Source organism: Microbacterium sp., assembly GCF_026393345.1.
Classification (GTDB): Bacteria; Actinomycetota; Actinomycetes; order Actinomycetales; family Microbacteriaceae; genus Microbacterium.
The window spans coordinates 1-23,168 of sequence record NZ_JAPLAI010000007.1 but is presented as its reverse complement, the minus strand read 5'-3'; the positions used below and the strand labels follow the sequence as shown (position 1 = coordinate 23,168).

Sequence of the window (23,168 nt, the reverse complement as noted above, 5' to 3'; positions counted from 1 at the left end):
TCCCGCAAATCCTCAGACGCCGGCGAGTTCGCGCAACGACAATGACCGGGACCGGGCACGACGGACCGCAGCGACCATCCCGAGCAGGCCCACCACCGCCCAGAGCGCCAGCCCGGTGACCGAGGCGAGGACGCCGTGGAGCGAACCGCCCACGAGATCCTGCGTGCCCTGCAGCGCGATGCTCAGCGGCAGAATCGACAGCGGCCCGGATGCGGCGGGACTCAGCGCCTGCGGTGAGAGGGTGCCGGCGGCCGCGATCTGCAGCCCCAGGAACGTGATCGAGAGGATGAGTCCCGCCCGTGGCAGGAACGCCACCAACGCCTGATGCACGAAAGCGAACGACAGCGCCATGATCGCCGCGAACGCGCCCGCGACGGCGAACCGTTCCCCCGAGATGCCGGAGAACAGCAGCGCACCCCACACGAGCAGCGCCTGCACGAGAGCGAGGGCGGTCACGACCAGCGCACCGTCGCCGGCGATGCGCCGGGGGGGCGCGGCGGTGGTCAGCGCCCCGCGGGCGAACGGGGCGACGATGAGGAAGGTGGCGATCGCCCCGAGCCACTGCGCGATCGGCGCGAGCGTCGCAAGCGACGAGGCGATGCCGGTGGCCGGGCCGCTGGTGGAAGTGGTGTCGACGGTGATCGGTTTGGCGACGACGGTCGCGATGTCGGTGCTCTGGGTCGTCGTGTACGACGGGATGCTGGCCGCAGCGTCGGCGAGTCCGCTCGCGAGGCTGTCGCTGCCGGTGGTGAGTGCGGAAAGCCCCGCGGTGATCCCGCGACCGCCTTCGGCGATGGTCTCGGCTCCGCGGGTGGCGACGCCGGCGGCCTCCGACAGTTGTCCCAGTCCCTCGGCGACGGGGGCGCTGAGCGCGGAGATCACCCCGGCGCCCACCGCAACCTCCCCCGCGGTGACGGCGTCACCGGCGAGCGCCTCGGACTGACCCGCAAGCGAGGCGTCGATGCCGGCGGCGAGCGCCTGGAGCGAGGCGACATCGGCGGCGAGCGACGAGGCGGGGGCCGTCGGGTCGGCCAAGATGCGGTCGGCGAGCAGCGCGAGCGCAGCCACGGTGTCGTCCTGCGCGAGGTCGATGGCACCGGCTTCGGCGGACCGGCCGAGCAGGCGCAGGGACAGGTCGCCGGATGCCACGGCGCCGGCGGCGGTCAGGTCGCCGAGCCCGCGGGCACCGGCCGGCAGTTGAGCGAGCACGCCCGTCATGGTGCCGAGCCCCTCGGCAAGGGTCGCGTTACCGTCGGCCAGCAACCCGGCACCATCGGTAGCCGCCGCCAGACCCTCGGAGATGCCTCCGGCGCCGGAGGCGGCGGCACTGATCCCGGTGTTCAGATCTGTGAACGCCGTCAGGGTGCCCTCGAGGAACTGCTGTGTCAGTTGCGTCGACACGCCGGCGGGGATGCCGGTGCTCAGCGCCTGCGCGATGACTCCACCGACGTAGCCGTGCGCGGTGCTGGTCTGCACCGACAGGGTCGAGACCGTGGGCGCATCGGTGGCGATCGTCGTGGCGGTCTGCGAGAAGTCCTCGGGGATCGTGACGACGGCCAGGAAGTCGCCATCGGCGAGGCCGGTCGTGGCCGTCACGGTGTCGGTGAGCACCCAGTCCACGGCTCCGGCCGACACCAGGTTCTGGGTCAGGAGCTTCCCCACCGCAAGATAGGTGTCGCCGCTCTTGACCGGCACGTCTTGGTTCACCAGTGCGACCGGGACGGTCGTGTCGCTGTCTCGCTGCGGCGCCAGGGTGAGCACGACGACGAACGGTGCGAGCGCCACGAGGACGAGGGCTAGCCCCACCTGCCAGCGGCGTTGACCGCGGGCGGGGGCGGTCACGAGCGACCAGATGCGTTTCATGCTCCGACTTCCTCTCGCACGCCGCTGCCCGCGACGATCGTCACGACCGGCCGCGTCGTCGGTGGCACCGCCCCGACATCCGCCGCGACCACGAGGGTCGAGCCGGCGTCTGCGTGGGCCAGGATCGCGGCCAGCACGGCGTTCGCGGCGGGGCGGCCGCCGAGGTCCAGCGCAATGATCGGCAATGCGCTCGCCAGTGCGATCGCGGCATCTGCGGCCCAGCGCTCTGCGTCGCTGAGCCGGGCGAACGGCGTCTCGGGCAGGATGCGGCGGGCGGCGGGCCCGGCGAGCACGCCGGTGAGAGCGTCGAACGCCTGTGCGGCGCGGGCCGTCGCCTCACGGGCCCGGGAGAGGCCGACGGACTGGGAGGCGAGCCCCCGACACAGGTGCTCGGCCAGCGTGGTGGCGTCGACGTCGGCGGGGGCGGCGGGCACGTAGGCGGCCGCGGCGGCGATCGCGGCGCGGTCGAACGGGAGCAGGCGGCCACCGACCGCGAGGTCACCGGTGACGTCCGGCACCCGTCCCGCGATAGCGCCGACGATGCGGGCGGCGGCCACCGGGTCGCCGCCGATCACGAGGAGCGCTCCGTCGGGAGCTGTGAGGCTGACCGGGGCCCCGCCTGCGACCCGCGCGTCGTTCGCCCACACTCCGCGGCTGCGGTCGGCGCCGGGGCCGGTGAGCCATTCCCGCTGTGTCAGCATCCGTTCCACCGCTTCACCCTCGATGTCGGCATCAGGCAGGATGCGGCCGAGCCAGCGCGGCAGCCACCAGGCGCGGTCGCCCAGCAGCGCCATCGCCGCCGGGATGAGGGTCATTCGCACGACGAACGCGTCGATGAGCACACCCACCGCGAGCGCGAGGGCGAGGGGCTGGATGATGGCGTTGCCCCCGGGGACGAAGGAGAAGAACACCGCGAACATGATCAGCGCGGCAGCGGTGACGACGCGCGCAGAAGCGGAGAAGCCGGTGCGGACGGCGTCGTGGGCGTCTCCGGTGGCGGCGAACCGTTCCCGCATCCGGGATACGAGGAACACGTGGTAGTCCATAGCCAGGCCGAACAGCACCGCCATCACGAGGATCGGCAGGAAGCTGATCACGGGGCCGACCTTGCCGACCCCGAGGACGTCCGCCCCCCATCCCCAGACGAAGACGACCGTCGTGACCCCGAGCGCCGCCCCCACCGACAGCAGATAGCCGAGGGTGGCGGTGATGGGCACGGCGATCGAGCGGAACATGATGGTCAGGAGTACCAGGCACAGCCCCACCACGACCATCCCGAAGGGCACGAGGGCCTTGCTCAGCCGGTCGGAGATGTCGATCGCGAGCGCGGTGGAGCCGGTCACCTGGTAGGTGAACCCGTGCTCCGCCTCGAACGCGGGGGCCATGGTGCGCAGCCGCTGCACGAGGGCTGTGGTCTGTTCCGACGAGGGGGCGCTGTCGGGCGTGATGATCACCACGAGCAGGTCGGCTGCCTGGTTGGGCAGCGCGGACGACACCGCCGCGACATCGGGCACATTCGCGAAGGCGTCATCGAGCGCGGTCATGGCGCCTTCGATGTCGAGGGTCGCGGAGATATCCGCGGCGATCACGAGCGGGCCGTTGGTGCCGGGACCGAAGCCCTGATCGAGCAGGTCGTACGCGGTGCGTGCGGTGCTGCCGGGCGGGTCGTACCCGGCATCCGGAAGGGTCAGACGCAGCTGTGTCGCGGGGAGCGCGACGACGACCAGGGCGAGGCCGGCGAGTACCAAGGTCGCCACCGGAACGCGGGTGGTCGCCCGCACCCACCAGGCGGGGCGTGCGGGACGTGGCGGACGGGCGTGCCGGGGGCTCCGCACGCGAGGTCGCAGCAGGCGTCCGAACACGGCCAGCAGCGCCGGCAGCAGGGTCACGGCGACGGCGATGGCGGCGAGCACGGCGGTGGCGGCACCGAGGCCCATGACCGAGAGGAAGGGGATTCCGGCGACGGAGAGGCCGATGAGGGCGATCATCACGGTGAGGCCGGCGAACACCACCGCGGTCCCGGCGGTGGCGATCGCGACAGCGATCGAGTCCCGCACCTCCATCCCGGCCTTCAGCTGCGCCCGGTGGCGGGACACGATCAGCAGGGCGTAGTCGATGCCGACGGCGAGCCCGAGCATGGTGGCCAGCAGCGGCGCGGTGGACGAGACCGGCACGAACGCCGCGACGATGAGGATCGACCCGGTCGCCAGTGCGACCCCCAGGGCCGCGGTGACCAGCGGAATGCCGGCCGCGAGGACGGCGCCGAAGGTGACCGCCAGCACGACGAACGCGATGGCGAGCCCCATGAGTTCGGTGATGTCGTCGCCGGAGCTCTCGGCCGGCAGACCGGCATACGATGCCGCGAGACCCGCGGCGACGGCGGGGGCGGCCGCCGCGCTGATCTCCTCGCCGAGTGCCGGGGTGATCGCGGTCGACGCGACGGACAGCTGCACGGACACGTACGCGATCTCGCCGTCGGCGGAGATCTGCGCCGGGGAGCCGTCCGACGCGGCAGTGCTGCCGGCGGCGGACATGGGCACGGGGCAGGTGACGAGGGTCGCCTCGGGGAGCGCCGCGACCTGTTCGCAGACGGCGGCGACCGCATCCGCGTCCGCGTCCACGCTGTCGCCCGCGGGGGCATGCAACACGATCTTGACGCTCGCGCCGCTCGTCTGCGGGAAGCGCTGCTCGAGCGTGTCGAGCGCGGTCTGCGCCTGCGTGCCCGGGATGGAGAACGAAGACGCGAGCGTACCGCCGAGGGCCGTTCCCCCCACCTGGGCGCCGATGACGAGCAGCAGCCACGCGGCGATGACCCACCAGCGACGATGCGCGGCGAACCGCCCCACGCGGTATAGGAACGACGACATCCCGGTTCCCCCCTTGGGCGGTTCGGATACCCGCCCAAGGGTCGACTGTATCGGTCGGCGCAGACGCCGTGGGTGCGTCAGTCGCGCAGTTTCGCGCCGAATCGCTCGGCGACCGCCGCAACTCCGGCGAGCTTCGCCTGGGTCGCCTCGGCCGCGGTGAGCGTGCGGTCGGGAGCGCGGAAACGCAGCGCGAACGTGAGGCTCTTGGTTTCCGGCTCGATCCCGTCGCCGCGGTAGTCGTCGACGAGGCGCACCGCCTCCAGCAGCTCGCCACTGCCGGCGACGAGGACGTCGCGGACGGCCGCGGCGGGCACGTCGACCGGAACGACGAGCGACACGTCCTGCGTCGCGGCGGGGTAGCCGGAGAGGGATGCGGCGACCACGCGGTCACCGGCCCGCTCGAGCAGCAGGTCGAGGTCGATCTCGACGACCGTCACCCGCCCGGGCAGGTCCGCACCCTCGGCGACGGCGGGCAGCAGCTCCCCCACGTATCCGACCTCGGTGCCGCGCACCGACAGGACACCCGTGCGGCCGGGGTGGAGCGCGGCGCGCTCCCCCTGCACGACGTCGATCGTGGTGCCGGCGGCGGTGGCGATCACCCGGACGGCGTCGAGCGCCTCCGACAGCCCCGCCGGCTCGGCGGGGCGGCCGGGCTGACGCGGCGCGATGGCACCGGCCAGGAGCAACGCGAGGTGGCGGCGCTGCGGCGGGATGGACGCATCCAGCCGGCTGAGGGTGGCAGCGTCCGGGCGGACCGCGAGCGGCGGCACCTGCGCGGTGCCGTAGACGACGCCCGGCTCCGGGAGGAAGACGGCACCGGCCTCGAACAGCGACAGATCGGTGAGTCCGCGCGCCACGTTCCGGTGCGCGACCTGCAGGAGACCCGGCACCAGGGAGCGGCGGAGCGCCGGCGCCTGGCCCGCGAGCGGGTTGGCGAGGACGACACTCGGCAGGTGGGTGCCCGCCGCGGAGCCGTGCAGGTCGTTCTGCTCCTCGGTGGTGAACGGGAACGACGGCGTCTCGACGAATCCCGCGGCGGCGAGCGCGTTCGACACGCGTCGGCGGCCCTGCTGCGCCGGGGTCCACCCGCGGCCGGGCGGGGCCACCGGGAGCACGGAGGGGATGCGGTCGTACCCGTCGATGCGGGCGACCTCCTCGGCGAGGGTCCACCGGTCGGTGAGGTCGGGTCGCCAGGTGGGTGGGATGACCTCCCAGCCGGTGCCGGTCTCCTCGACCTGACAGCCGATGAGCTCAAGGGCGCCGCGCACCTGGGCGGGCGTGTAGTCCACCCCGATGAGGCCCGACACGAAGCCGGCGGGAAGCGCGATGACGGGACGCTCGAGGTCGGTGTACAGAGCACCCCCGACCGGGTCGGCGGTGCCGCCGGCGTACTGCACCATCAGGTCGACGACGCGCTGCGCCGCGGCGAACGGGATCGCCGGGTCGACGCCGCGCTCGAACCGGCGGGATGCCTCCGAGGGCAGCTTGTGCCGGCGGGCCGTGCGGGCGATCGAGACGGTATCGAAAATCGCGGCCTCCACGAGCACGTTCGCCGTGGTGTCGCTCATCTCCGTGGTGCCGCCGCCCATGACGCCGGCGAGGCCGATGGGGCCGGACTCGTCGGTGATGAGCAGGTCCTCGGTGTGGAGCGTCCGCTCCTGACCATCGAGGGTGGTGAGCTTCTCCCCCGCGTGGGCACGGCGCACGGTGATGCCGCCGGTGAGCTTGTCGAGGTCGTACCCGTGGATCGGGTTGCCGAGTTCGAGCATGACGTAGTTGGTGATGTCGATGAGCACCCCCAGCGACCGGATGCCGGCCAGGGCGAGCCGCGTGATCATCCATGCCGGGGTGGGGCGCTTCGCGTCGACCCCGCGGACGACGCGCACCACGAACTCGCTGACGCCGACACGGCCGCGGATCGGCGCCTCGTCCTGCACCGCGATCGGGAAGCCCTCGCCCGGACGGACCTCGTCGGCGGGGCGGAGTCCGGGGTCGTGGAACGCGGCACCGGTGGCGTGCGAGTACTCGCGGGCGACGCCGCGCAGTGACAGCGCGTAGCCGCGGTCCGGGGTGACGTTGATCTCTACCGCGACGTCGTCGAGGCCGAGGAGCGCGATCGCGTCGGTGCCGACGGGCGCGTCGATGCCGAGCTCCACGAGACGCAGGATGCCGGCGTGGTCCGTGCCGAGCCCGAGCTCCTTGGCGGAGGCGATCATGCCGTCCGACACGTGCCCGTAGGTCTTGCGGGCGGCGATCGGGAACGGACCGGGCAGCACGGATCCTGGCAGGGTCACGACGACCTTGTCGCCGGGGAAGAAGTTGTGCGCGCCGCAGACGATGCCACGGACGCCGCCGTGCGCCTCGCCCACGTCGACCTGGCACCAGCGGATCGTCTTGCCGTTGCTCTGCGGCTCCTCGACGAACTCCTGCACCTGGCCGACCACGATGGGGCCTTCCAGCTCGAACCGGTGCACGTCCTCCTCTTCGAAGCCGACCCGCACCAGCGACGCCAGCACGTCCTCCGGCGTCGTGCCCTCGGGCACCTCGACGAATTCACGCAACCACGACAACGGGACGCGCATCACACCACCATCCCGAACAGCTCGCTGAAGCGGACATCGCCTTCGGCCATGTCGCGCATGTCCTTCACATCGGAGCGGAACATGAGGGTCCGCTCGAATCCCATCCCGAATGCGAACCCGGAGTACTCCTCCGGGTCGATGCCCGCGGCGCGCAGCACGTTCGGGTTCACCATCCCGCATCCACCCCATTCGATCCAGCGGGCCCCGCCTTTGAACGTGGGGTGCCACAGGTCGAACTCGGCGCTCGGTTCGGTGAAGGGGAAGTAGTTGGCCCGGATGCGGGTCTTCGCCTCGGCACCGAACAGCTGCCGGGCGACGTGGTCGAGCGTGCCGCGCAGGTGCGCCATCGTGATGCCCTTGTCGATGACGAGACCCTCGAACTGGCTGAACACCGGCAGGTGCGTGGCGTCGAACTCGTCGGTGCGGTACACCCGGCCGGGGCACACGACGTAGATCGGCAGGTCGCGCTCGAGCATCGAGCGCACCTGGACGGGGCTGGTGTGGGTGCGCATGACGAGGTGGCGCTCCTCGGGGGCGACGAAGAACGTGTCCTGCATCTGCCGTGCCGGGTGATCCTCGTCGAAGTTCAGTGCGTCGAAGTTGAACCACTCGTGTTCGAGCTCGGGTCCTTCCGCGATCTCCCAGCCCATGCCGACGAAGATGTCGCCGACCTCCTCCTGCAGCAGGCTCAGCGGGTGCCGGGCACCGACGCGGGTGCGGGAGGGCACCGCGGTGATGTCGACCCGCTCGGCGTCGAGGCGCGCGGCGGTCTCGGCGGCGGCGATCTCGGTCTCGCGGGCGGCGAGCGCCGTCGCGACCCGGCCGCGAGCCTGCCCGACGAGCTTGCCGAACTCGGCCTTGCGGTCGTTCGGCACATCGCGCAGCTGGGCGTTCAGGCGAGCGAGCGGCGAGGCCTCACCGGCGTGCGCAGCACGGGCCAGCCTGAGCGCGGCGGAGTCGGATGCGGCCGCGATCGCGGCGAGCGCGTCGCCGGTCGCCTGTGCGACCGCCTCGGGCGTGATCGGGGTTTCGGATGCGTCGGACACGAGAATCGAGTCTACGCGGGGCGTGCGGTCCGCTCCGTCCCACCAGCGCCGTACGTACCCCTCGCGCCCTCCCCCGGGCCCCGGCCGGTCACCAGGAGGTGCCGTCGTACTTCCCCAGGCCCCGCTGGGCCGCGATGAGCTCGGTGTCCGTCCCCACCTGCGAGGGCGGCTCCGCGCCCGCGACCCGGATGGTGCGCGGCGAGCTGCGCAGCTTCCGCTCCGCGAGGATCGCGACGCCCGACAGCGCCAGGCACAGGGCGATGTAGATGACCCCGGTGACGATCGTGGCGGGCACGATGGGCGACCCGATGCTCGACTGCGATCCCAGGTACTTGGCGTAGAACAGCAACTCCGGGTACGTGATGATGAAGCCCAGCGCGGTGTCCTTCAGCGTGACGACCAGCTGGGCGATGATCACCGGCAGCATGGCGCGGATGGCCTGCGGCAGCAGGACGAGACGCATGACGCCGGCCTTGCGCAGTCCGATGGCGTAGCCCGCCTCCCGCTGCCCGCGTGGCAGCGACTCGACGCCGGCGCGAATGACCTCGGCCAGCACGGAGCCGTTGTACGCGATGAGGGCGATGACCACCGCCCAGTACGGTTCCATCCGCAGCCCGATGACCGGGAAGCCGTAGTAGAGCAGGAACATGAAGATGAGGACCGGCACCGCGCGCAGCAGTTCGATCACCGCGGTGAAGGGAACGCGCACCCAGGCGTGGTCGGAGAGCCGGCCGAGGGCCAGCACGAACCCGAGCAGGAGCGCGCCGACACCGGCCGCGGCGAACGCGGCGAGGGTGCGGAGGGCTGCCTGACCGATGTTGAGCCACACGTTGGTGTAGGTGAAGGCCGACCACTTCTGGGCGCTGAACTGCCCCGTCGCGGCGAGCCGCCAGACGAAGAAGCCGATGATCGCCGCGACCACGAGGACGCTGACGACACCGAGGATGCGGTTCCGCGCGATCGCACGGGGGCCGGGGACGTCGTACAGGACGCTGCCGCTCATCGCGCCACCCTCCACCGGTTCTCGAGACTGCGCTGCAGCCAGGACAGCAGCAGCACCAGCACGATGAAGATGACCATGACCCAGAGGATCACGACGAACTGGTTCTCGCCGCGCTCGCTCAGGTAGTTGCGGATCGATCCGAGGTTCACGACGGAGAAGCCCGCGGCGACCGTGGTGTTCTTCAGCAGCGCGATGAACACGCTCATCATCGGCGGGATGACCGAGCGGAACGCCTGCGGCAGCACCACCGAGCCCATCACCTGGCCGAAGGTGAGACCGAGTGCGCGGGCGGCCTCGGCCTGCCCGACCGGCACCGTGTTCACCCCGGAGCGGATCGTCTCGGCGACGTAGGTGGCCGTGTACACGCCGAGGGCGCAGATCGCGAGGGTGATCGAGACCGGTTCGGTCAGGCGAAGCCCCAGCAGTGGCGGCAGCGCGAAGGAGAAGGCGAAGAACACGAGGGTGAGCGGGGTGTTGCGGATGGTGTTGACGTAGAGCGTGCCGATCACACGCGCCACCGGAATCGGTGAGACCCGCATCGCCCCGACGATCGTGCCGAGCACGAGCGCGAGGGCACCGCCGGCGGCGAACAGCAGGAGCGTGCCGAGCACCACTTGGACCCAGAGGTCGAGGTTGTCGGTGATGACGCCCACAGGCGGTCCTTTCCGGAGGGAGGAGCGGGGGCGGCGCATGCGCCGCCCCCGCGGGGATCATTCGTCGACGGCGGGCTGTTCGCCCTCGATGCCGGCCGGGGCGAGGTGCTCGTCGAACAGCGCGGTCCACACGTCACCGCCGTCGGTGAACAGCGTGTTGATCCAGTCCTTCAGCGCCGTGTCGCCCTTCTCGAGGCCGACGCCGTAGCGCTCCTCGCTGAACGGCTCGCCGGCGATCTTCAGCGCGTCCGGCTCGAGTGCGACATACCCGGCGAGGATCGCCTCGTCGGTGGTGATCGCGTCGACCGATCCGGCCTTCAGCTGCTCGACGCACTGCGAGTAGGTGTCGTACTCGACCGTGTCGCCCGGGCTGTACTCGTCACGGATGCGCTGCAGCGGCGTCGAGCCGGTGACCGAGCAGACGATCTTGCCGGCGAGGTCGTCCGGGCCGCTGATGGAGTCGTCGTCGGCGGCGACCAGCAGGCCCTGCCCGGTGATGAAGTACGGACCGGCGAAGTCGATCTGCTGCTTGCGGGCGTCGGTGATGGAGTAGGTGCCGACGTAGTAGTCGATGTCGCCGTTGACGATGGCCTGCTCGCGGTTCGCCGAGGGGATCGTGACGTACTCGATCTGGTCCTCGTCGAAACCGAGGGAGGCGGCGATCCAGCGGGCGATGTCGATGTCGAACCCGCTGCGCTCATTGGTGACCGCGTCCTGGTACCCCAGGCCGGGCTGGTCGTTCTTCACGCCGATGATCACGCCGTCGCGCTCCACCATGCGGTCGTACGTGGGGCTGTCCGTGAGATCGACCTCGGTCGCGACCTCCCAGAGGGCGTCGTCGCCCCCGGTGTCGCCGGTTCCCGCCGGCTCCGTCGGTGAACCGCTGTTGCAGGCGCTGAGGGTGAGCATCGCCACGGCGGCGAGGCCGATTCCGGCAATCAATCGTGAGGGTCGCATGTGCTGTCTCCTTCGTGGGGGGATGGAACGATCCGGTGCGCGGGTCAGTGCGTGATGAGCTTCGACAGGAAGTCCTTCGCGCGGTCACTCTTGGCTGCGGTGAAGAATTCCTCCGGGGTGCCCTCTTCGAGGATCAGCCCGTCGGCCATGAAAACGACGCGGTCCGCCGCCTTGCGGGCGAACCCCATCTCGTGGGTGACGACGATCATGGTCATCCCGCTCTCGGCCAGCGAGGTCATGACGTCGAGGACCTCGTTGATCATCTCCGGGTCGAGTGCGCTCGTCGGCTCGTCGAAGAGCATCACCTTCGGGTTCATCGCGAGCGCACGGGCGATCGCGACGCGCTGCTGCTGGCCGCCGGACAGCTGAGCGGGGAGCTTGTCGGCCTGTTGCGCAACGCCCACGCGTTCGAGCAGGATGCGGGCCTCGCGCTCCGCATCCGCCTTCTTCATGCCCCGGACCTTGATCGGCCCCAGGGTCACGTTCTCCAGGATCGTGAGGTGTGCGAACAGGTTGAACGACTGGAACACCATGCCGACGTCCGCCCGGAGGGCGGCCAGCGCCTTGCCTTCGCTGGGGAGCGCCCGACCGTCGATCGTGATGGTGCCGCTCGTGATCGTCTCGAGCCGGTTGATGGTGCGGCACAGGGTCGACTTCCCGGATCCGGACGGGCCGATCACGACGACCACCTCGCCGCGATTGACGGTCAGGTCGATATCGGTGAGCGCCTGGAAGTCGCCGTAGTGCTTCTGCACCCCGGTCATGACGACCAGCGGGTCACCGCGCCGCACCGAGATGTTCGAAGTCTGCGGTGCCGCGTCATCTGAAGGCGTCATGCCCTCAGGCTAGGAACCCGATCGCTACATGAGGAGTTGTCCACAGCTCTCTCATCTACTTCTCACGATCGCCGCCCGCGGCGACGCGATCAGGAGAGGTCGGCGGCGCGCTGCGCGAATGCGGATTCGTACAGGCAGACACTCGCGGCGGTGGCGAGGTTCAGCGATTCCGCCGCGCCGTAGATCGGCAGGCGCAGCACGGTGGGGACGAGCTTGAGCGCCTCATCCGACAGTCCGCGGGCCTCGTTGCCGAAGAGCCAGGCGGTGGGTTCCGCCAGGATCCCCCGCGAACGCGCGGCGAGGAGGTCCTCGCCCTTCACATCGGCGGCGATGACGCGGAGCCCAGCGAGCCCCACGGCGGTGATGACGTCCTCGAGCTCCCCCGCCCGCGACACGGCCACGTGGAACAGCGAACCGGTGGTGGCCCGGACGACCTTGGGGTGGAACGGGTCGACGGTGCGTCCGGTGAGGAGCACGGCGTCGGCGCCCGCCGCATCCGCAGCTCGGATGATCGTGCCGAGGTTGCCGGGGTCGCGCACTTCCTCACAGATGGCGATGAGGCGCGGCCCCTCGGCCAGCACGTCCTTCAGCGCGGTGGGGAACTGCCGGGCGACCGCGACGATGCCCTGCGGCGTGACGGTGTCGCTCATCGCGTCCAGCACGCTCTCGACCGCGAACTCGATGTCGATGTCCGCATCCCGGGCGGCGTCGCGCAGCGCGGGGTGGCGCTCCATCGCGGTGGGGGTCGCGAACAGCTCGATCACGCCCTCTGGCCGGTAGCGGATCGCCTCGGCGACCGCTTGCGGGCCCTCGAGCAGGAACAGGCCGGTCTCGTCGCGCGCGCTCCGTTTGGCGAGCTTCGCGACGGCGCGGACGCGCGGCGACCGCGGATTCTCAAGCACGGTCTCAGTCTAGGGCGACGGGCAGCCCGGACACGACGAAGGGGCGCCCTCCCTGACGGGTGGACGCCCCTTCGGACGAGGATGCGATTACGCCGAGGCCTTGGCCGCGTTCACATCGGTGGGCAGCGCGCCCTTGGCGGTCGCCACGAGCGAGGCGAACGTCGCCGGCTCCTTCACGGCGAGCTCCGCGAGGATGCGACGGTCCACCTGCACGCCCGCAAGGCCCAGGCCCTGGATGAAGCGGTTGTAGGTGATGCCGTTCGCCCGGGCCGCGGCGTTGATGCGCTGGATCCACAGGCGGCGGAAGTCGCCCTTGCGCTTGCGACGGTCACGGTACGCGTAGACGAGCGAGTGGGTGACCTGCTCCTTCGCCTTGCGGTACAGGCGCGAACGCTGTCCCCGGTAACCGGAGGCGCGCTCGAGGATGACGCGACGCTTCTTGTGGGCGTTTACTGCCCGCTTGACTCTAGCCATTTCTCTTCCTAACTAACGTGCGTCGCTCAGAGACCGAGCAGCTTCTTGGCGACCTTGGCGTCGCCCGGGGCCAGGACCTGCTCCTGGTTGAGGCGGCGGGTGCGGCGGCTCGACTTGCCCTCGAGGTTGTGCCGCATGCCGGCCTGCTGCTTCATGAGCTTGCCGCTCCCGGTCAGCTTGAACCGCTTCTTGGCACCCGAGTGGGTCTTCTGCTTCGGCATGTTCTCTTCCTTCGTTGTGCGTCCCGCCGGAGCGGGAGTCTGGGGGGCCTATTCGGCCGTGGCTGCGGGGGCCTCGTCAGTGGACTCGTCCTCGGAGCTGGTCCGCGCGGAGCGGGCTGCTTCCTTGTTGGCCGCGCGCTGAGCGTTCTGCTCCGTCTTGACCTCGGACTTGTTCTTGTGCGGTGCGATCACCATGACCATGTTGCGGCCGTCGATCGTGGGGTTCGACTCGACGGTGCCGAACTCCTCGACGTCCTCTGCGAACTTGCGCAGAAGCCGGACGCCCTGCTCGGGGCGCTGCTGCTCCCGACCGCGGAAGAGGATCATGGCCTTGACCTTGTCCCCCGCCTGGAGGAAGCCCTCGGCGCGCTTGAGCTTGGTCGTGTAGTCGTGAGCCTCGATCTTCAGCCGGAACCGGACCTCTTTGAGGACGGTGTTGGCCTGGTTACGGCGAGCTTCCTTGGCCTTCTGAGCGGCCTCGTACTTGAACTTTCCGTAGTCCATGATCTTGACCACGGGAGGCTTCGAGTTGGGTGCCACCTCGACGAGGTCGAGATCGGCCTCCTGAGCGAGCCGCATCGCAACTTCGATGCGGACGACGCCGACCTGTTCGCCGTTCGGGCCGACGAGTCGGACCTCAGGCACACGAATGCGCTCATTGGTGCGGGGATCGCTGATGCGGAACTCCTCTGACGTGCGAGTGGTGCCACCGCGACGCGGGTGCGTCACGGGCAGAAGAGGCATATTCCACCCGCCGAACGTCGAGACGACCGGCTTTCGCACCCTGACTGCCTCTCTGGGAGAGACGGAGTGCAATGACCCGGTAGCCTGGAACGGCAAGCGCGGGTGGGATAAATCCTCTTTCGAACGGAGCAGACGCTCCGATGCCCGCCTAGTTTAGCAGAAAGTGCACCGTGGACTCGACTCCCTCCCAGCCCCAGCCCGCAGGCGTCCCGACCGACGTCGACCGCGAAGCCGAATGGGAGGAGCGCGAACGCGCCGCCTCCGCGGCTACGCGCGACATCGCCGACGTCCCGGCGGTCGAGGTGATCACCACCACCGCGGTTCACCTCATGAGCGCGGCGGCTGTGAAGGTGGGCCTCGCCGATGACCCGGACAGCCAGATGGACCTGGATGAGGCCCGCAAGCTCATCAACTCCCTCGCCGGCCTCATCACGGCCGCGGCTCCCGAGATCAGCGACATGCACGCGCGCTCGCTGCGCGACGGCCTGCGCTCCCTGCAGCTGGCGTTCCGCGAAGCATCCGTCATCCCCGACCCGATCGGCAAGGGCCCGGGCGAGAAGTGGACCGGCCCGGTCAACTGACCGCTCCCCCGCGCTGATCCCGGCCGAGCGCTCGCGTCGGCCGCGCCGTCAGGATTAGCGCGCCGGTTCAGCGCCGACCCGCCACCCCAGCGAGCATGTCCCGATTTCTGTCGTTATACGCACCTCATAACGGCACAAAATGGGACATGTTCTGCGGTTTTCGGGACACGCGGGCGACGGATGCAGCGGGTCAGCGCGAACGACGGAGCTTGACGGTCAGCGAGTCGACCAGGGTCAGGGTCAGCGCGAACGACGGAGCTTGACGGTCAGCGAGTCGACCAGGGTCGCCACCCGATCGTCCTCGGCCCAGCGACGAGCGAGACGCTGCAGCACCGCGTCGAGCTCGGCCTGCTCGAGTCCCGAAACGAGTTCCAGCTCCACGATCAGCTCCGGACCGCGGCCGCGCGCCTCGGGGTCGCCCGGGGCGACGGCGAGGTCGAGCACCGCGAGCTCCATCGCAATGCTCTGCTGCAGCCCGCGGAACACCTCGGGTGAGCGGTGCGACGGCTCCCACGGCTCGCCCTTGCCGATGGCCCACACCGCTGGGCGGCGCAGCACGAACTCCGTCGGTGAACCCGGGTCGAGAACGATCAGGTCGGTGTCGTCTGCGACAGCGGCAAGCGCCGTGCGGATCCCCGCGGCGGGCACGGGGCGGGCGACCGCGTCCCACGCCTGCAGCGTCGTGACGCTCGTGAACACTGGCAGCACCCGCCGCCCGTCGGGCGAGGCGACCGTCACGATCGACAGCTCCTGCGTCTTGTCCACCGTCAGCCCGGTGGGGCCGACGCCCTCGTCGCCCTTCTCCGCGATGAGCGGGATGAGCAGGCGTGCCTCGCGGTACGCCTCGACGACCGCGATCTCGTCGCCGGTGCCGTCGCGGAACGCCGTCAGCGCCGCGAGGAGCGCCGGATCGGCCGTGCCGTCGTCGGTCGAGTACGGGTTCGATTCGAACCGGCGCCCCTCCCAGGGAACACCCGCCGAATCCGCGTGGTGCGGGTGCTCAGCCTCCGGCGACATCCAGCGCCTCGGCGAGCGTGAACGCGCCCGCATACAGGGCCTTGCCCACGATCGCACCCTCGACACCGAGCGGCACGAGCTCACGCAGGGCGGCGATGTCGTCGAGGTTGGCGATGCCGCCGGAGGCGACGATGGGCTTCGGGGTGCGCGTGGTCATCTCGCGCAGCAGGTCCAGGTTGGGTCCGCGCAGCGTGCCATCCTTCGTGACGTCGGTGACGACGTAGCGGCTGCAGCCGGCGTCCTCGAGCCGGTCGAGCACGGTCCAGAGGTCGCCGCCGTCGCGGGTCCAGCCGCGGGCGGCCAGGGTCGTGCCGCGGACGTCGAGGCCGACAGCGATCGCGTCGCCGTAGCGTCCGATGACGTCGGCGGCCCACTCCGGGTTCTCCAGCGCCGCGGTGCCGAGGTTGATGCGGGAGGCACCGGATTCCAGCGCAGCCTCCAGCGACTCGTCGTCGCGGATGCCGCCGGACAGTTCCACCTGGACGCCGCGGACGGCCTTGATGGCCTTGCGCAGCACGCCGGCGTTGTTGCCGCGCCCGAAGGCCGCATCCAGGTCGACGAGATGGATCCACTCGGCACCCTGACGGGCCCACTCCATGGCCGCATCGACGGGGTCGCCATAGCTGGTCTCGCTGCCCGCTTCACCCTGGGTGAGACGGACGGCCTTGCCGCCGGCGACATCCACGGCCGGCAGCAGGGTCAATGCCGGGGTCGACGCGAAATCGTTCATAGCTCCTCGTGCCTCGCGCGGACATCCGCCGCACGCACGAGGTAAGAGACTAGCCCGCGCGGAGGGTGCCGATCCAATTGGCGAGAAGGCGGATGCCGGCGGCCCCGGATTTCTCCGGGTGGAACTGCGTCGCCGACAGCGGTCCGTTCTCCACGGCAGCCAGGAACGGCGACCCGTACGTCGTCCAGGTGAGCCTCGGGGTGGGGAACGGCGGCTGCGTCTCGAGCGTCCAGTCCTGCGCGGCGTAGGAGTGCACGAAGTAGAACCGCTCGTCCTCGAGGCCGGCGAAGAGGACCGAATCGGGGTCCGGGGAGACGGTGTTCCAGCCGATGTGCGGCAGCACGGGCGCATCGAGCTCGGTCACGACGCCCGGCCACTGCCCGAGGCCTTCGGTGTCGATGCCGCGCTCCACGCCGCGGCCGAACAGGACCTGCATCCCGACGCAGATCCCGAGCACCGGACGCCCTCCGGCGAGCCGCCGGTCGATGAGTTCGTCTCCGCGACTCTCCCGGAGCGCCTCGATGACGGCGGCATACGCCCCGACGCCGGGCACCAGGAGTCCGTCGGCTTCCGCGACGAGGGCGCGGTCGGCGGTGAGCCGGGCGTCTGCGCCCGCGGCGATGAGTGCCTTCACCGCGGAGTGGACGTTCCCCGACCCGTAATCGAGGACAGCGACGAGGGGGCGTTCGGTCACAGTGCGCCCTTGGTGCTGGGGATGCCCTGCACAAGCGGGTCGAGTGCCTTCGCCTGCCGGAACGCGCGCGCGAACGCCTTGTACTCGGCCTCGGCGATGTGGTGCGGGTCGCGCCCGCCGAGCACCGTGACGTGCACGGTGAGCCCGGCGTTGAACGCGATCGCCTCGAACGTGTGGCGCACGAGCGAGCCGGTGAAGTGCCCGCCGATGAGGTGGTGCTCGTAGCCGGCGGGCTCGCCGGAGTGCACGAGATAGGGCCGGCCGCTGATGTCGACCACGGCCTGCGCGAGCGCTTCGTCCAGTGGCACCAGAGCGTCGCCGTACCGGGCGATGCCGGACTTGTCGCCGAGCGCCTGCCGGATCGCCTGGCCCAGCACGATCGCGACGTCCTCCACGGTGTGGTGCGCGTCGATGTGCGTGTCGCCGGTGGCGGTCACGGTGAGATCGGTGAGGGAGTGCTTCGCGAACGCCGTCAGCAGGTGATCCAAGAACGGCACGGTGGTCGCGATCGTGCTCACGCCGGTTCCGTCGAGGTCGAGCGTCAGCTCGACCGAGGACTCGCTGGTGGCGCGGCGGATGCTGGCCGTACGGTGTGCGGCGGGCTCGAGGCTCATGCCTCCGAGTCTATCGAGGCCAGCGCCTCCAGGAACGCGGTGGTCTCTGCCTCGGTGCCCGCCGTCACCCGCAGGTGGTGGGGGATGCCCACGTCGCGAATGAGGACGCCACGGTCGTAGAGCGCCTGCCAGGTCGCGGCGGGATCGTCGACGTCGCCGAACAGGACGAAGTTGGTCCACGACTGGTGCGCCACGTAGCCGAGCGCCTCAAGGGTCGCCGAGATGCGGTCGCGCTGCGCGACGATCTCGTCCACCATCCCGAGCATGAGCGGGGCGTGGCGGAGAGCCGCGAGCGCTGCCGCCTGGGTGAGCGCGCTGAGGTGGTAAGGCAATCGCACCAGGCGCAGCGCATCCACGACGGCGGGGTCGGCCGCGAGGTACCCGACCCGAGCGCCGGCGAAGGCGAACGCCTTGCTCATGGTGCGCGACACCACCAGGCGCTCCCGGCCCTCCAGCAGGGTCACAGCGGACGGGGCGTCGTGCGGTGCGAACTCCTGGTAGGCCTCGTCGACGATGACGATGCCCCGAGCCGCTTCATACGCAGCGTCGACCACGTCGAGCTCGAGCGGCGTGCCGGTGGGGTTGTTCGGTGCACAGAGGAACACGACATCCGGCTGCGCGTCGGCGATCTGCGCGGAGACGGAGTCGGGGGTCAGCCGAAAGTCGGGTTCCCGGGTGCCCGCGATCCATGACGCCCCGGTCGCGCGGGTCAGCAGCGGGTACATGGAGTAGGTGGGGGCGAAGCCCATCGCCGTCCGACCCGGTCCGCCGAAGGCCTGCAGCAGGTGCTGCAGCACTTCGTTGGAGCCGTTGGCAGCCCACATCTGGTCGGCGGTCAGTCCCTCGCCGAGGTAGTCCGCGAAGGCCTCGCGCAACTGGACGAACTCACGGTCGGGGTACCGGTTGATTTCGTGCAGCGACCGGGCGATCTGGCCAAGGATGTCGTCGACGACCTCCTCCGGGACCGGGTGGGTGTTCTCGTTGACGTTGAGCGCAATGGACAGCGGTGCCTGCGGTGCACCGTACGGCGTCATGCCCCGCAGGTCATCACGGAGGGGCAGGTCTTCCAGTCGCGCGCTCATCCATCCATCGTAGAGCCGGGGCGAGGCCTCACTCCTGGACGAACTCCGCGGGGATCGCGAGTCGCTCACCCGCGAGCACCGCAGCGTCGTCGAGGGCGTTGAGTCGCATGATGGCGTCGACCACGTCGCGCGGGTCGTGCCCGGGGGCGACGTCTTCGGCGATCGACCACAGCGAGTCCCCTGCCGTGACGGTGACGGTCTCGAAGGACCCCGCCGGTGCGCTCGCCTCACGGGACGCGAGGGCCGCGCCGCCGGCGAGCACCCCGGCCGCCACCGCGACCACGAGCGGCGTCGCCGCCAGCGCCGTCAGCACCCGGCGACCGCGGGCCGTGAGCCGCAGCCGCGTGCGCGCCGTGAGGCGCGCGGCGTGCCGGATCGATGGGTACTCGATGGGTGCGTACTCGATCGTGCTCATGAGGTCTCCTTCCGCCGGGGAGAGATTCGCATCCAGGTGCTCGGCCGGGAGCACCGGATGCGAACCTCTCTTCCGAAGTTATCTTCGATTCTGTAACCTGTCAATGGGGATCCGGCGACCCGGAGTTTCGAAGACGACACGCGAGGCGCTTGCCCCACAGTCGGGTCCGAACCGGATACCGTTTCGACAAGAACACCGAATCACCGACCTCCGACATTCGAAGACGCGGGCGGACGGAAACCGAGGGAGTCACGCAGATGAGCGCAGCGCCGAAGCCGCAGACCCGACGCCGCAAGAGCCTGAGCGACAAGCAGATGGCGATCCTCGAGGTCATCCAGCGGTCGATCGCCCGGCACGGCTATCCGCCGAGCATGCGTGAGATCGGGGACGCCGTCGGTCTCAAGTCGCTCTCGAGCGTCACCCATCAGCTGAACCAGCTGGAGCTGAGCGGGTATCTCCGCCGCGACCCGGGCAAGACCCGCGCCATGGAGGTGCTGATCGATCTTCCCGGCACCGCGACCGAGAGTCCGGCCGACAGCGCCCCGAACATCGGCGACGCGGCACTCGTCCCCCTTGTCGGGCGGATCGCGGCCGGCGTGCCGATCACCGCGGAGCAGCAGGTGGAAGAGGTGTTCCCCCTCCCCCGCCAGCTGGTCGGCAAGGGCGACCTGTTCATGCTGAAGGTGGCGGGTGAGTCGATGATCGACGCCGCGATCTGCGACGGGGACTGGGTCGTCGTGCGGTCGCAGTCGACCGCCGAGAACGGGGACATCGTCGCCGCCATGCTCGACGGCGAAGCGACCGTGAAGACCTTCCGGCAGCGCGACGGGCACACCTGGCTGCTGCCCCGCAACTCCGCATTCGAGCCGATCCTCGGCGACGAGGCCGTCGTGCTCGGCAAGATCGTGGCGCTGCTGCGCGCCGTCTGATCTGCCACTCTCGGCGCCGACTCCCGCGGATGTCGACGGGGCGGACGTCTCGCCGTAGCGTGGGGGCGTGACGCAGACCCTCCCCTACGGTTCCTGGCCTTCCCCCCTCACTGCGGCTGAGGTGACGGCCGCGGCTCCCCGCCTCGACGGCGCCCGGTTCGTCGGCGACGAGGTGTGGTGGGGGCAGTCGGTGCCGGCCGAGTCGGGCCGGGTGGCGGTCTTTCGCCGAATGGCCGACGACACCGTGTCCACGGTGCTGCCCGCCCCGTGGAACGCCCGGTCTCTGGTGCACGAGTACGGCGGCGGCGCCTGGACGGCCACCGACGACGGCGAGTTGCTGTTCGTGGAGAAGGCGGACCAGCGGGTATGGTCCCTGCGCCCGGGCGAGGATCCGCGTCCGCTGACCGCGGAGAAGACGGCCGAACGCTTCGGCGGCCTCCGACTCCAGGCGGGCATCCTCCTCGCCGTCCGGGAGACGCACGGCGAGGCCCGCACACCCCATCGGGAGATTGTCGCTATCCCGCTCGATGGCAGTGCCGTCGCCGATCGCGACCGCATCCGGGTGCTCGCCGCCGGCGGCGATTTCGTCGCGCAGCCGGCGTTGTCACCGGACGGCACCCGTCTCGCGTGGATCGCGTGGGACCACCCGAACATGCCGTGGGATCACGGCCGCCTGCACGTCCGCGACCTCGGCGGCCCGGTCGAGACCCTCATCGACCACGGTTCCGCCCCGCTGCAGCCGGTATGGGACGGCGTGGACCTCGTGTTCAGCGACGATCCCGAGGACCGCTGGAACCTCTTCCGCCTCTCCCCCGGTTCCCTCGCGCCGGTCCCGGTCGCCCCAGCCGAGGCCGACACCGGCGGCGCGCTGTGGGTACTCGGCACTCGATGGTTCGACGTGCTCGAGGACGGCCGCATCCTGGCGGTGCAGACCGACGGCGGCGACCGCCTCGTCGTCATCGACCCGGAGGAGGGATCGGCGACCCCGGTGGACGCCCCCCTCACGGCGGGTATCACGGTCGAACAGGTGCAGGGCTCGCGCGCGCTCGTCATCGGCGCGGGTGAGATCAGCGACGCCGCCGTGTGGCTGATCGACCTGGATGCGGGGACTGCCGTGCCCGTGACCGGCACGGACACCCCCTGGGGCGAGGAGTGGCTGCCGCGCCCGCGGGAGCTGCATGTGGCCGGCCCGCACGGCCCGGTGCACGCGATCGACTACCCGCCGACCCACCCCGACGCCGCAGGACCCGAGGGCGAACTGCCGCCCTATGCGGTGTGGGTGCACGGCGGACCGACGAGCCACGCGACCCCGTCGGCGTCCGCGAAGGTCGCCTACTTCACCAGCCGCGGCATCGGCGTGCTCGAGGTCAACTACGGCGGTTCGACCGGATACGGGCGGGCGTACCGTGAGCGACTGAAAGGGCAGTGGGGGGTGGTCGACGTCGACGACGTCGCGGCCGCCGCGGTCGGACTGTGCGAGATCGGCCGTGCCGACCCGGAGCGCATCGCGATCGAGGGCGGATCCGCCGGCGGCTGGACGGTGCTGGCTGCCCTTGTGGGCACGGACGTGTTCGCGGCTGGGATCTCCCGCTACGGCGTGGGAGATGCGCGCGCCCTCGCCGAGGACACGCACGACTTCGAGGCGCGCTATCTGGACGGGCTCATCGGACCGCTGCCGGAATCCGCTGAGGTGTACCGGGAACGCTCGCCGCTCTCGCACGCGGAGCGCTTCCGGGTGCCGCTGCTGATCCTGCAGGGGGACGAGGACGCCGTGGTGCCGCCGGCGCAGGCGGAATCCATCCGGGACGCGCTGATATCCCGTGGCGTGCCGTACGGCTATGTGCTCTACCCGGGCGAGGGACACGGCTTCCGCCGCCGGGAGACCGTGATCCACGCCCTGGAGAGCACCTACGCGTTCCTGGGTCGCGTGTTCGGGTTCGCGACCCCCGATGTGCCGCCGTTCGAACTCTCGGTGGGCCCGTTCACCGCCACGGCCGGCCCCCGAGGGCGTGAGCTACGCATCGCCGAGGGCGCCGTCCCCACCGAACACTCCGGACGCGATCTCACGATCGTCGTCTCCCGCGAAGCGGACCGGCCGCTCTACACCCGGTCGACGGATGCGGCCTGGACCGAGCTGCTGCACGGGGCCGGGTTCATGACGGTCGCGGATGATCCCGACCTGTGCGTGCTGATGCCGACGCTCGACGGCGCCTGACCGCCCGGGTCAGCGGGCGAACGGCGCCAGCCGCCCGGCGAGCGCCTCGGGGACGCGCGCGCGCAGTGCGGTGCCGTGCTCCTCGTGGCTCTGCGTGAGGATCATGCCGTGCTCGTGGACGGCCGAGACGAGGTCGCCCCGGTCGTAGGGGACGAGCGCGTCGACCTCGACCGCGGGCAGCGGCAGCGCCGCTTCCACGGCGTCACGGAGTTCGTCGATCCCCTCTCCGGTGCGGGAAGACACGAACAGCGCATCGGGCTGGAGCCCGCGAAGGAGCAGCCGCGCGTCGGCGTCGAGCAGATCGGCCTTGTTGAACACGACGATCTCGCGGGTGTCTCTGGCGCCGACATCACCGATCACGTCGCGGACGGTCGCCAGCTGCGCGCCCGGATCCGGGTGCGAGCCATCCACGACGTGCACGATGACGTCGGCCTGGCCGACCTCCTCGAGCGTGGAGCGGAACGCCTCGACCAGCTGGTGCGGCAGGTGCCGCACGAACCCGACGGTGTCGGACATGGTGAACACGCGTCCGTCGCTCGTCTGGGTCTTGCGCGTGGTGGGGTCGAGGGTCGCGAACAGCGCGTCCTCGACCAGCACGCCCGCGCCCGTCAGCCGGTTGAGCAGGCTCGACTTTCCGGCGTTGGTGTAGCCGGCGATGACGACGGCCGGCACCTCGTTGCGCCGACGTCGGGCCTTCTTGATGTCGCGGGTGGTGCGCAGCCCCGCGAGCTCGCGGCGCAGCT

22 protein-coding genes are annotated in these 23,168 nt (G+C 70.7%); 3 read left to right on the top strand and 19 right to left on the bottom strand.

Annotated features, from left to right (window positions below):
• Positions 1-12: 12 nt before the first annotated feature.
• The 12 genes from NT132_RS00570 to infC all read right to left on the bottom strand — a co-directional run bounded on the left by NT132_RS00570 (position 13) and on the right by infC (position 14,148).
• Positions 13-1,863 (bottom strand): hypothetical protein, encoded by a 1,851-nt coding sequence (locus NT132_RS00570; RefSeq protein ID WP_297783196.1) that lies wholly within the window; start codon positions 1,861-1,863, stop codon positions 13-15.
• The gene (locus NT132_RS00565) at positions 1,860-4,730 is read right to left on the bottom strand and encodes an MMPL family transporter (protein ID WP_297783193.1); all 2,871 of its coding nucleotides are present in this window, start codon (positions 4,728-4,730) and stop codon (positions 1,860-1,862) included. The genes NT132_RS00570 and NT132_RS00565 overlap by 4 nt, the downstream gene beginning before the upstream one ends.
• Before the next feature lie 77 nt (positions 4,731-4,807).
• Complete coding sequence (gene pheT, locus NT132_RS00560; protein ID WP_297783190.1) at positions 4,808-7,312, bottom strand: phenylalanine--tRNA ligase subunit beta; 2,505 nt, start codon at positions 7,310-7,312, stop codon at positions 4,808-4,810.
• On the bottom strand, positions 7,312-8,358 hold the full coding sequence (gene pheS / locus NT132_RS00555) for a phenylalanine--tRNA ligase subunit alpha (protein ID WP_297783187.1): 1,047 nt from the start codon (positions 8,356-8,358) through the stop codon (positions 7,312-7,314). Before pheS ends, pheT begins: the two co-directional genes overlap by 1 nt.
• An 88-nt stretch (positions 8,359-8,446) precedes the next feature.
• Entirely contained in the window at positions 8,447-9,361 is a 915-nt protein-coding gene (locus tag NT132_RS00550) for an amino acid ABC transporter permease (RefSeq protein ID WP_297783183.1), read from the bottom strand.
• Complete coding sequence (locus tag NT132_RS00545) at positions 9,358-10,014, bottom strand: amino acid ABC transporter permease (RefSeq protein ID WP_297783180.1); 657 nt, start codon at positions 10,012-10,014, stop codon at positions 9,358-9,360. The genes NT132_RS00550 and NT132_RS00545 overlap by 4 nt, the downstream gene beginning before the upstream one ends.
• 57 nt (positions 10,015-10,071) lie before the next feature.
• A complete protein-coding gene (locus NT132_RS00540; RefSeq protein ID WP_297783177.1) occupies positions 10,072-10,971 on the bottom strand; it encodes a glutamate ABC transporter substrate-binding protein in 900 nt (299 codons plus the stop codon).
• 44 nt (positions 10,972-11,015) lie between these two features.
• Entirely contained in the window at positions 11,016-11,744 is a 729-nt protein-coding gene (locus NT132_RS00535) for an amino acid ABC transporter ATP-binding protein (RefSeq protein ID WP_297783260.1), read from the bottom strand.
• 152 nt (positions 11,745-11,896) lie between these two features.
• A complete protein-coding gene (locus NT132_RS00530) occupies positions 11,897-12,709 on the bottom strand; it encodes an RNA methyltransferase (RefSeq protein WP_297783175.1) in 813 nt (270 codons plus the stop codon).
• 87 nt (positions 12,710-12,796) lie between these two features.
• Positions 12,797-13,183: a 50S ribosomal protein L20 gene (rplT, locus tag NT132_RS00525; protein ID WP_297783172.1), complete on the bottom strand. Its 387-nt coding sequence runs from the start codon at positions 13,181-13,183 to the stop codon at positions 12,797-12,799.
• Positions 13,184-13,209: 26 nt separating this feature from the next.
• On the bottom strand, positions 13,210-13,404 hold the full coding sequence (rpmI, locus tag NT132_RS00520) for a 50S ribosomal protein L35 (protein ID WP_159499525.1): 195 nt from the start codon (positions 13,402-13,404) through the stop codon (positions 13,210-13,212).
• A 48-nt stretch (positions 13,405-13,452) separates the two neighbouring features.
• The gene (gene infC / locus NT132_RS00515) at positions 13,453-14,148 is read right to left on the bottom strand and encodes a translation initiation factor IF-3 (protein WP_297783257.1); all 696 of its coding nucleotides are present in this window, start codon (positions 14,146-14,148) and stop codon (positions 13,453-13,455) included.
• A 170-nt stretch (positions 14,149-14,318) separates the two neighbouring features.
• Between infC and NT132_RS00510 the strand changes: the two genes are divergently transcribed.
• Complete coding sequence (locus tag NT132_RS00510; protein WP_297783165.1) at positions 14,319-14,729, top strand: DUF1844 domain-containing protein; 411 nt, start codon at positions 14,319-14,321, stop codon at positions 14,727-14,729.
• A 240-nt stretch (positions 14,730-14,969) separates the two neighbouring features.
• Here NT132_RS00510 and NT132_RS00505 read toward each other — a convergent pair whose 3' ends face one another.
• From NT132_RS00505 to NT132_RS00480, 6 genes are read right to left on the bottom strand one after another with little or no spacing between them, the layout of a single operon-like run.
• Complete coding sequence (locus NT132_RS00505) at positions 14,970-15,746, bottom strand: SseB family protein (RefSeq protein ID WP_297783163.1); 777 nt, start codon at positions 15,744-15,746, stop codon at positions 14,970-14,972.
• Positions 15,730-16,476 carry a bifunctional 1-(5-phosphoribosyl)-5-((5-phosphoribosylamino)methylideneamino)imidazole-4-carboxamide isomerase/phosphoribosylanthranilate isomerase PriA gene (gene priA / locus NT132_RS00500; RefSeq protein WP_297783160.1) on the bottom strand — a complete coding sequence of 249 codons (747 nt, stop codon included), beginning with the start codon at positions 16,474-16,476 and terminating at the stop codon, positions 15,730-15,732. Before priA ends, NT132_RS00505 begins: the two co-directional genes overlap by 17 nt.
• A 49-nt stretch (positions 16,477-16,525) precedes the next feature.
• On the bottom strand, positions 16,526-17,170 hold the full coding sequence (gene hisH / locus NT132_RS00495; protein WP_297783156.1) for an imidazole glycerol phosphate synthase subunit HisH: 645 nt from the start codon (positions 17,168-17,170) through the stop codon (positions 16,526-16,528).
• Positions 17,167-17,784 carry an imidazoleglycerol-phosphate dehydratase HisB gene (gene hisB / locus NT132_RS00490; protein WP_297783153.1) on the bottom strand — a complete coding sequence of 206 codons (618 nt, stop codon included), beginning with the start codon at positions 17,782-17,784 and terminating at the stop codon, positions 17,167-17,169. Before hisB ends, hisH begins: the two co-directional genes overlap by 4 nt.
• The gene (locus tag NT132_RS00485; RefSeq protein WP_297783150.1) at positions 17,781-18,866 is read right to left on the bottom strand and encodes a histidinol-phosphate transaminase; all 1,086 of its coding nucleotides are present in this window, start codon (positions 18,864-18,866) and stop codon (positions 17,781-17,783) included. The genes hisB and NT132_RS00485 overlap by 4 nt, the downstream gene beginning before the upstream one ends.
• Before the next feature lie 28 nt (positions 18,867-18,894).
• Complete coding sequence (locus tag NT132_RS00480; protein ID WP_297783146.1) at positions 18,895-19,281, bottom strand: LysM peptidoglycan-binding domain-containing protein; 387 nt, start codon at positions 19,279-19,281, stop codon at positions 18,895-18,897.
• Between the two features lie 257 nt (positions 19,282-19,538).
• On the opposite strand from NT132_RS00480, the gene lexA reads away from it, so the two are divergent.
• Complete coding sequence (lexA, locus tag NT132_RS00475; RefSeq protein WP_297783143.1) at positions 19,539-20,210, top strand: transcriptional repressor LexA; 672 nt, start codon at positions 19,539-19,541, stop codon at positions 20,208-20,210.
• Positions 20,211-20,277: 67 nt separating this feature from the next.
• Complete coding sequence (locus NT132_RS00470; protein WP_297783139.1) at positions 20,278-22,425, top strand: prolyl oligopeptidase family serine peptidase; 2,148 nt, start codon at positions 20,278-20,280, stop codon at positions 22,423-22,425.
• 9 nt (positions 22,426-22,434) lie between these two features.
• Here NT132_RS00470 and NT132_RS00465 read toward each other — a convergent pair.
• The coding region (locus NT132_RS00465) for a GTPase (protein WP_297783136.1) at positions 22,435-23,168 on the bottom strand (734 nt) is incomplete at its 5' end.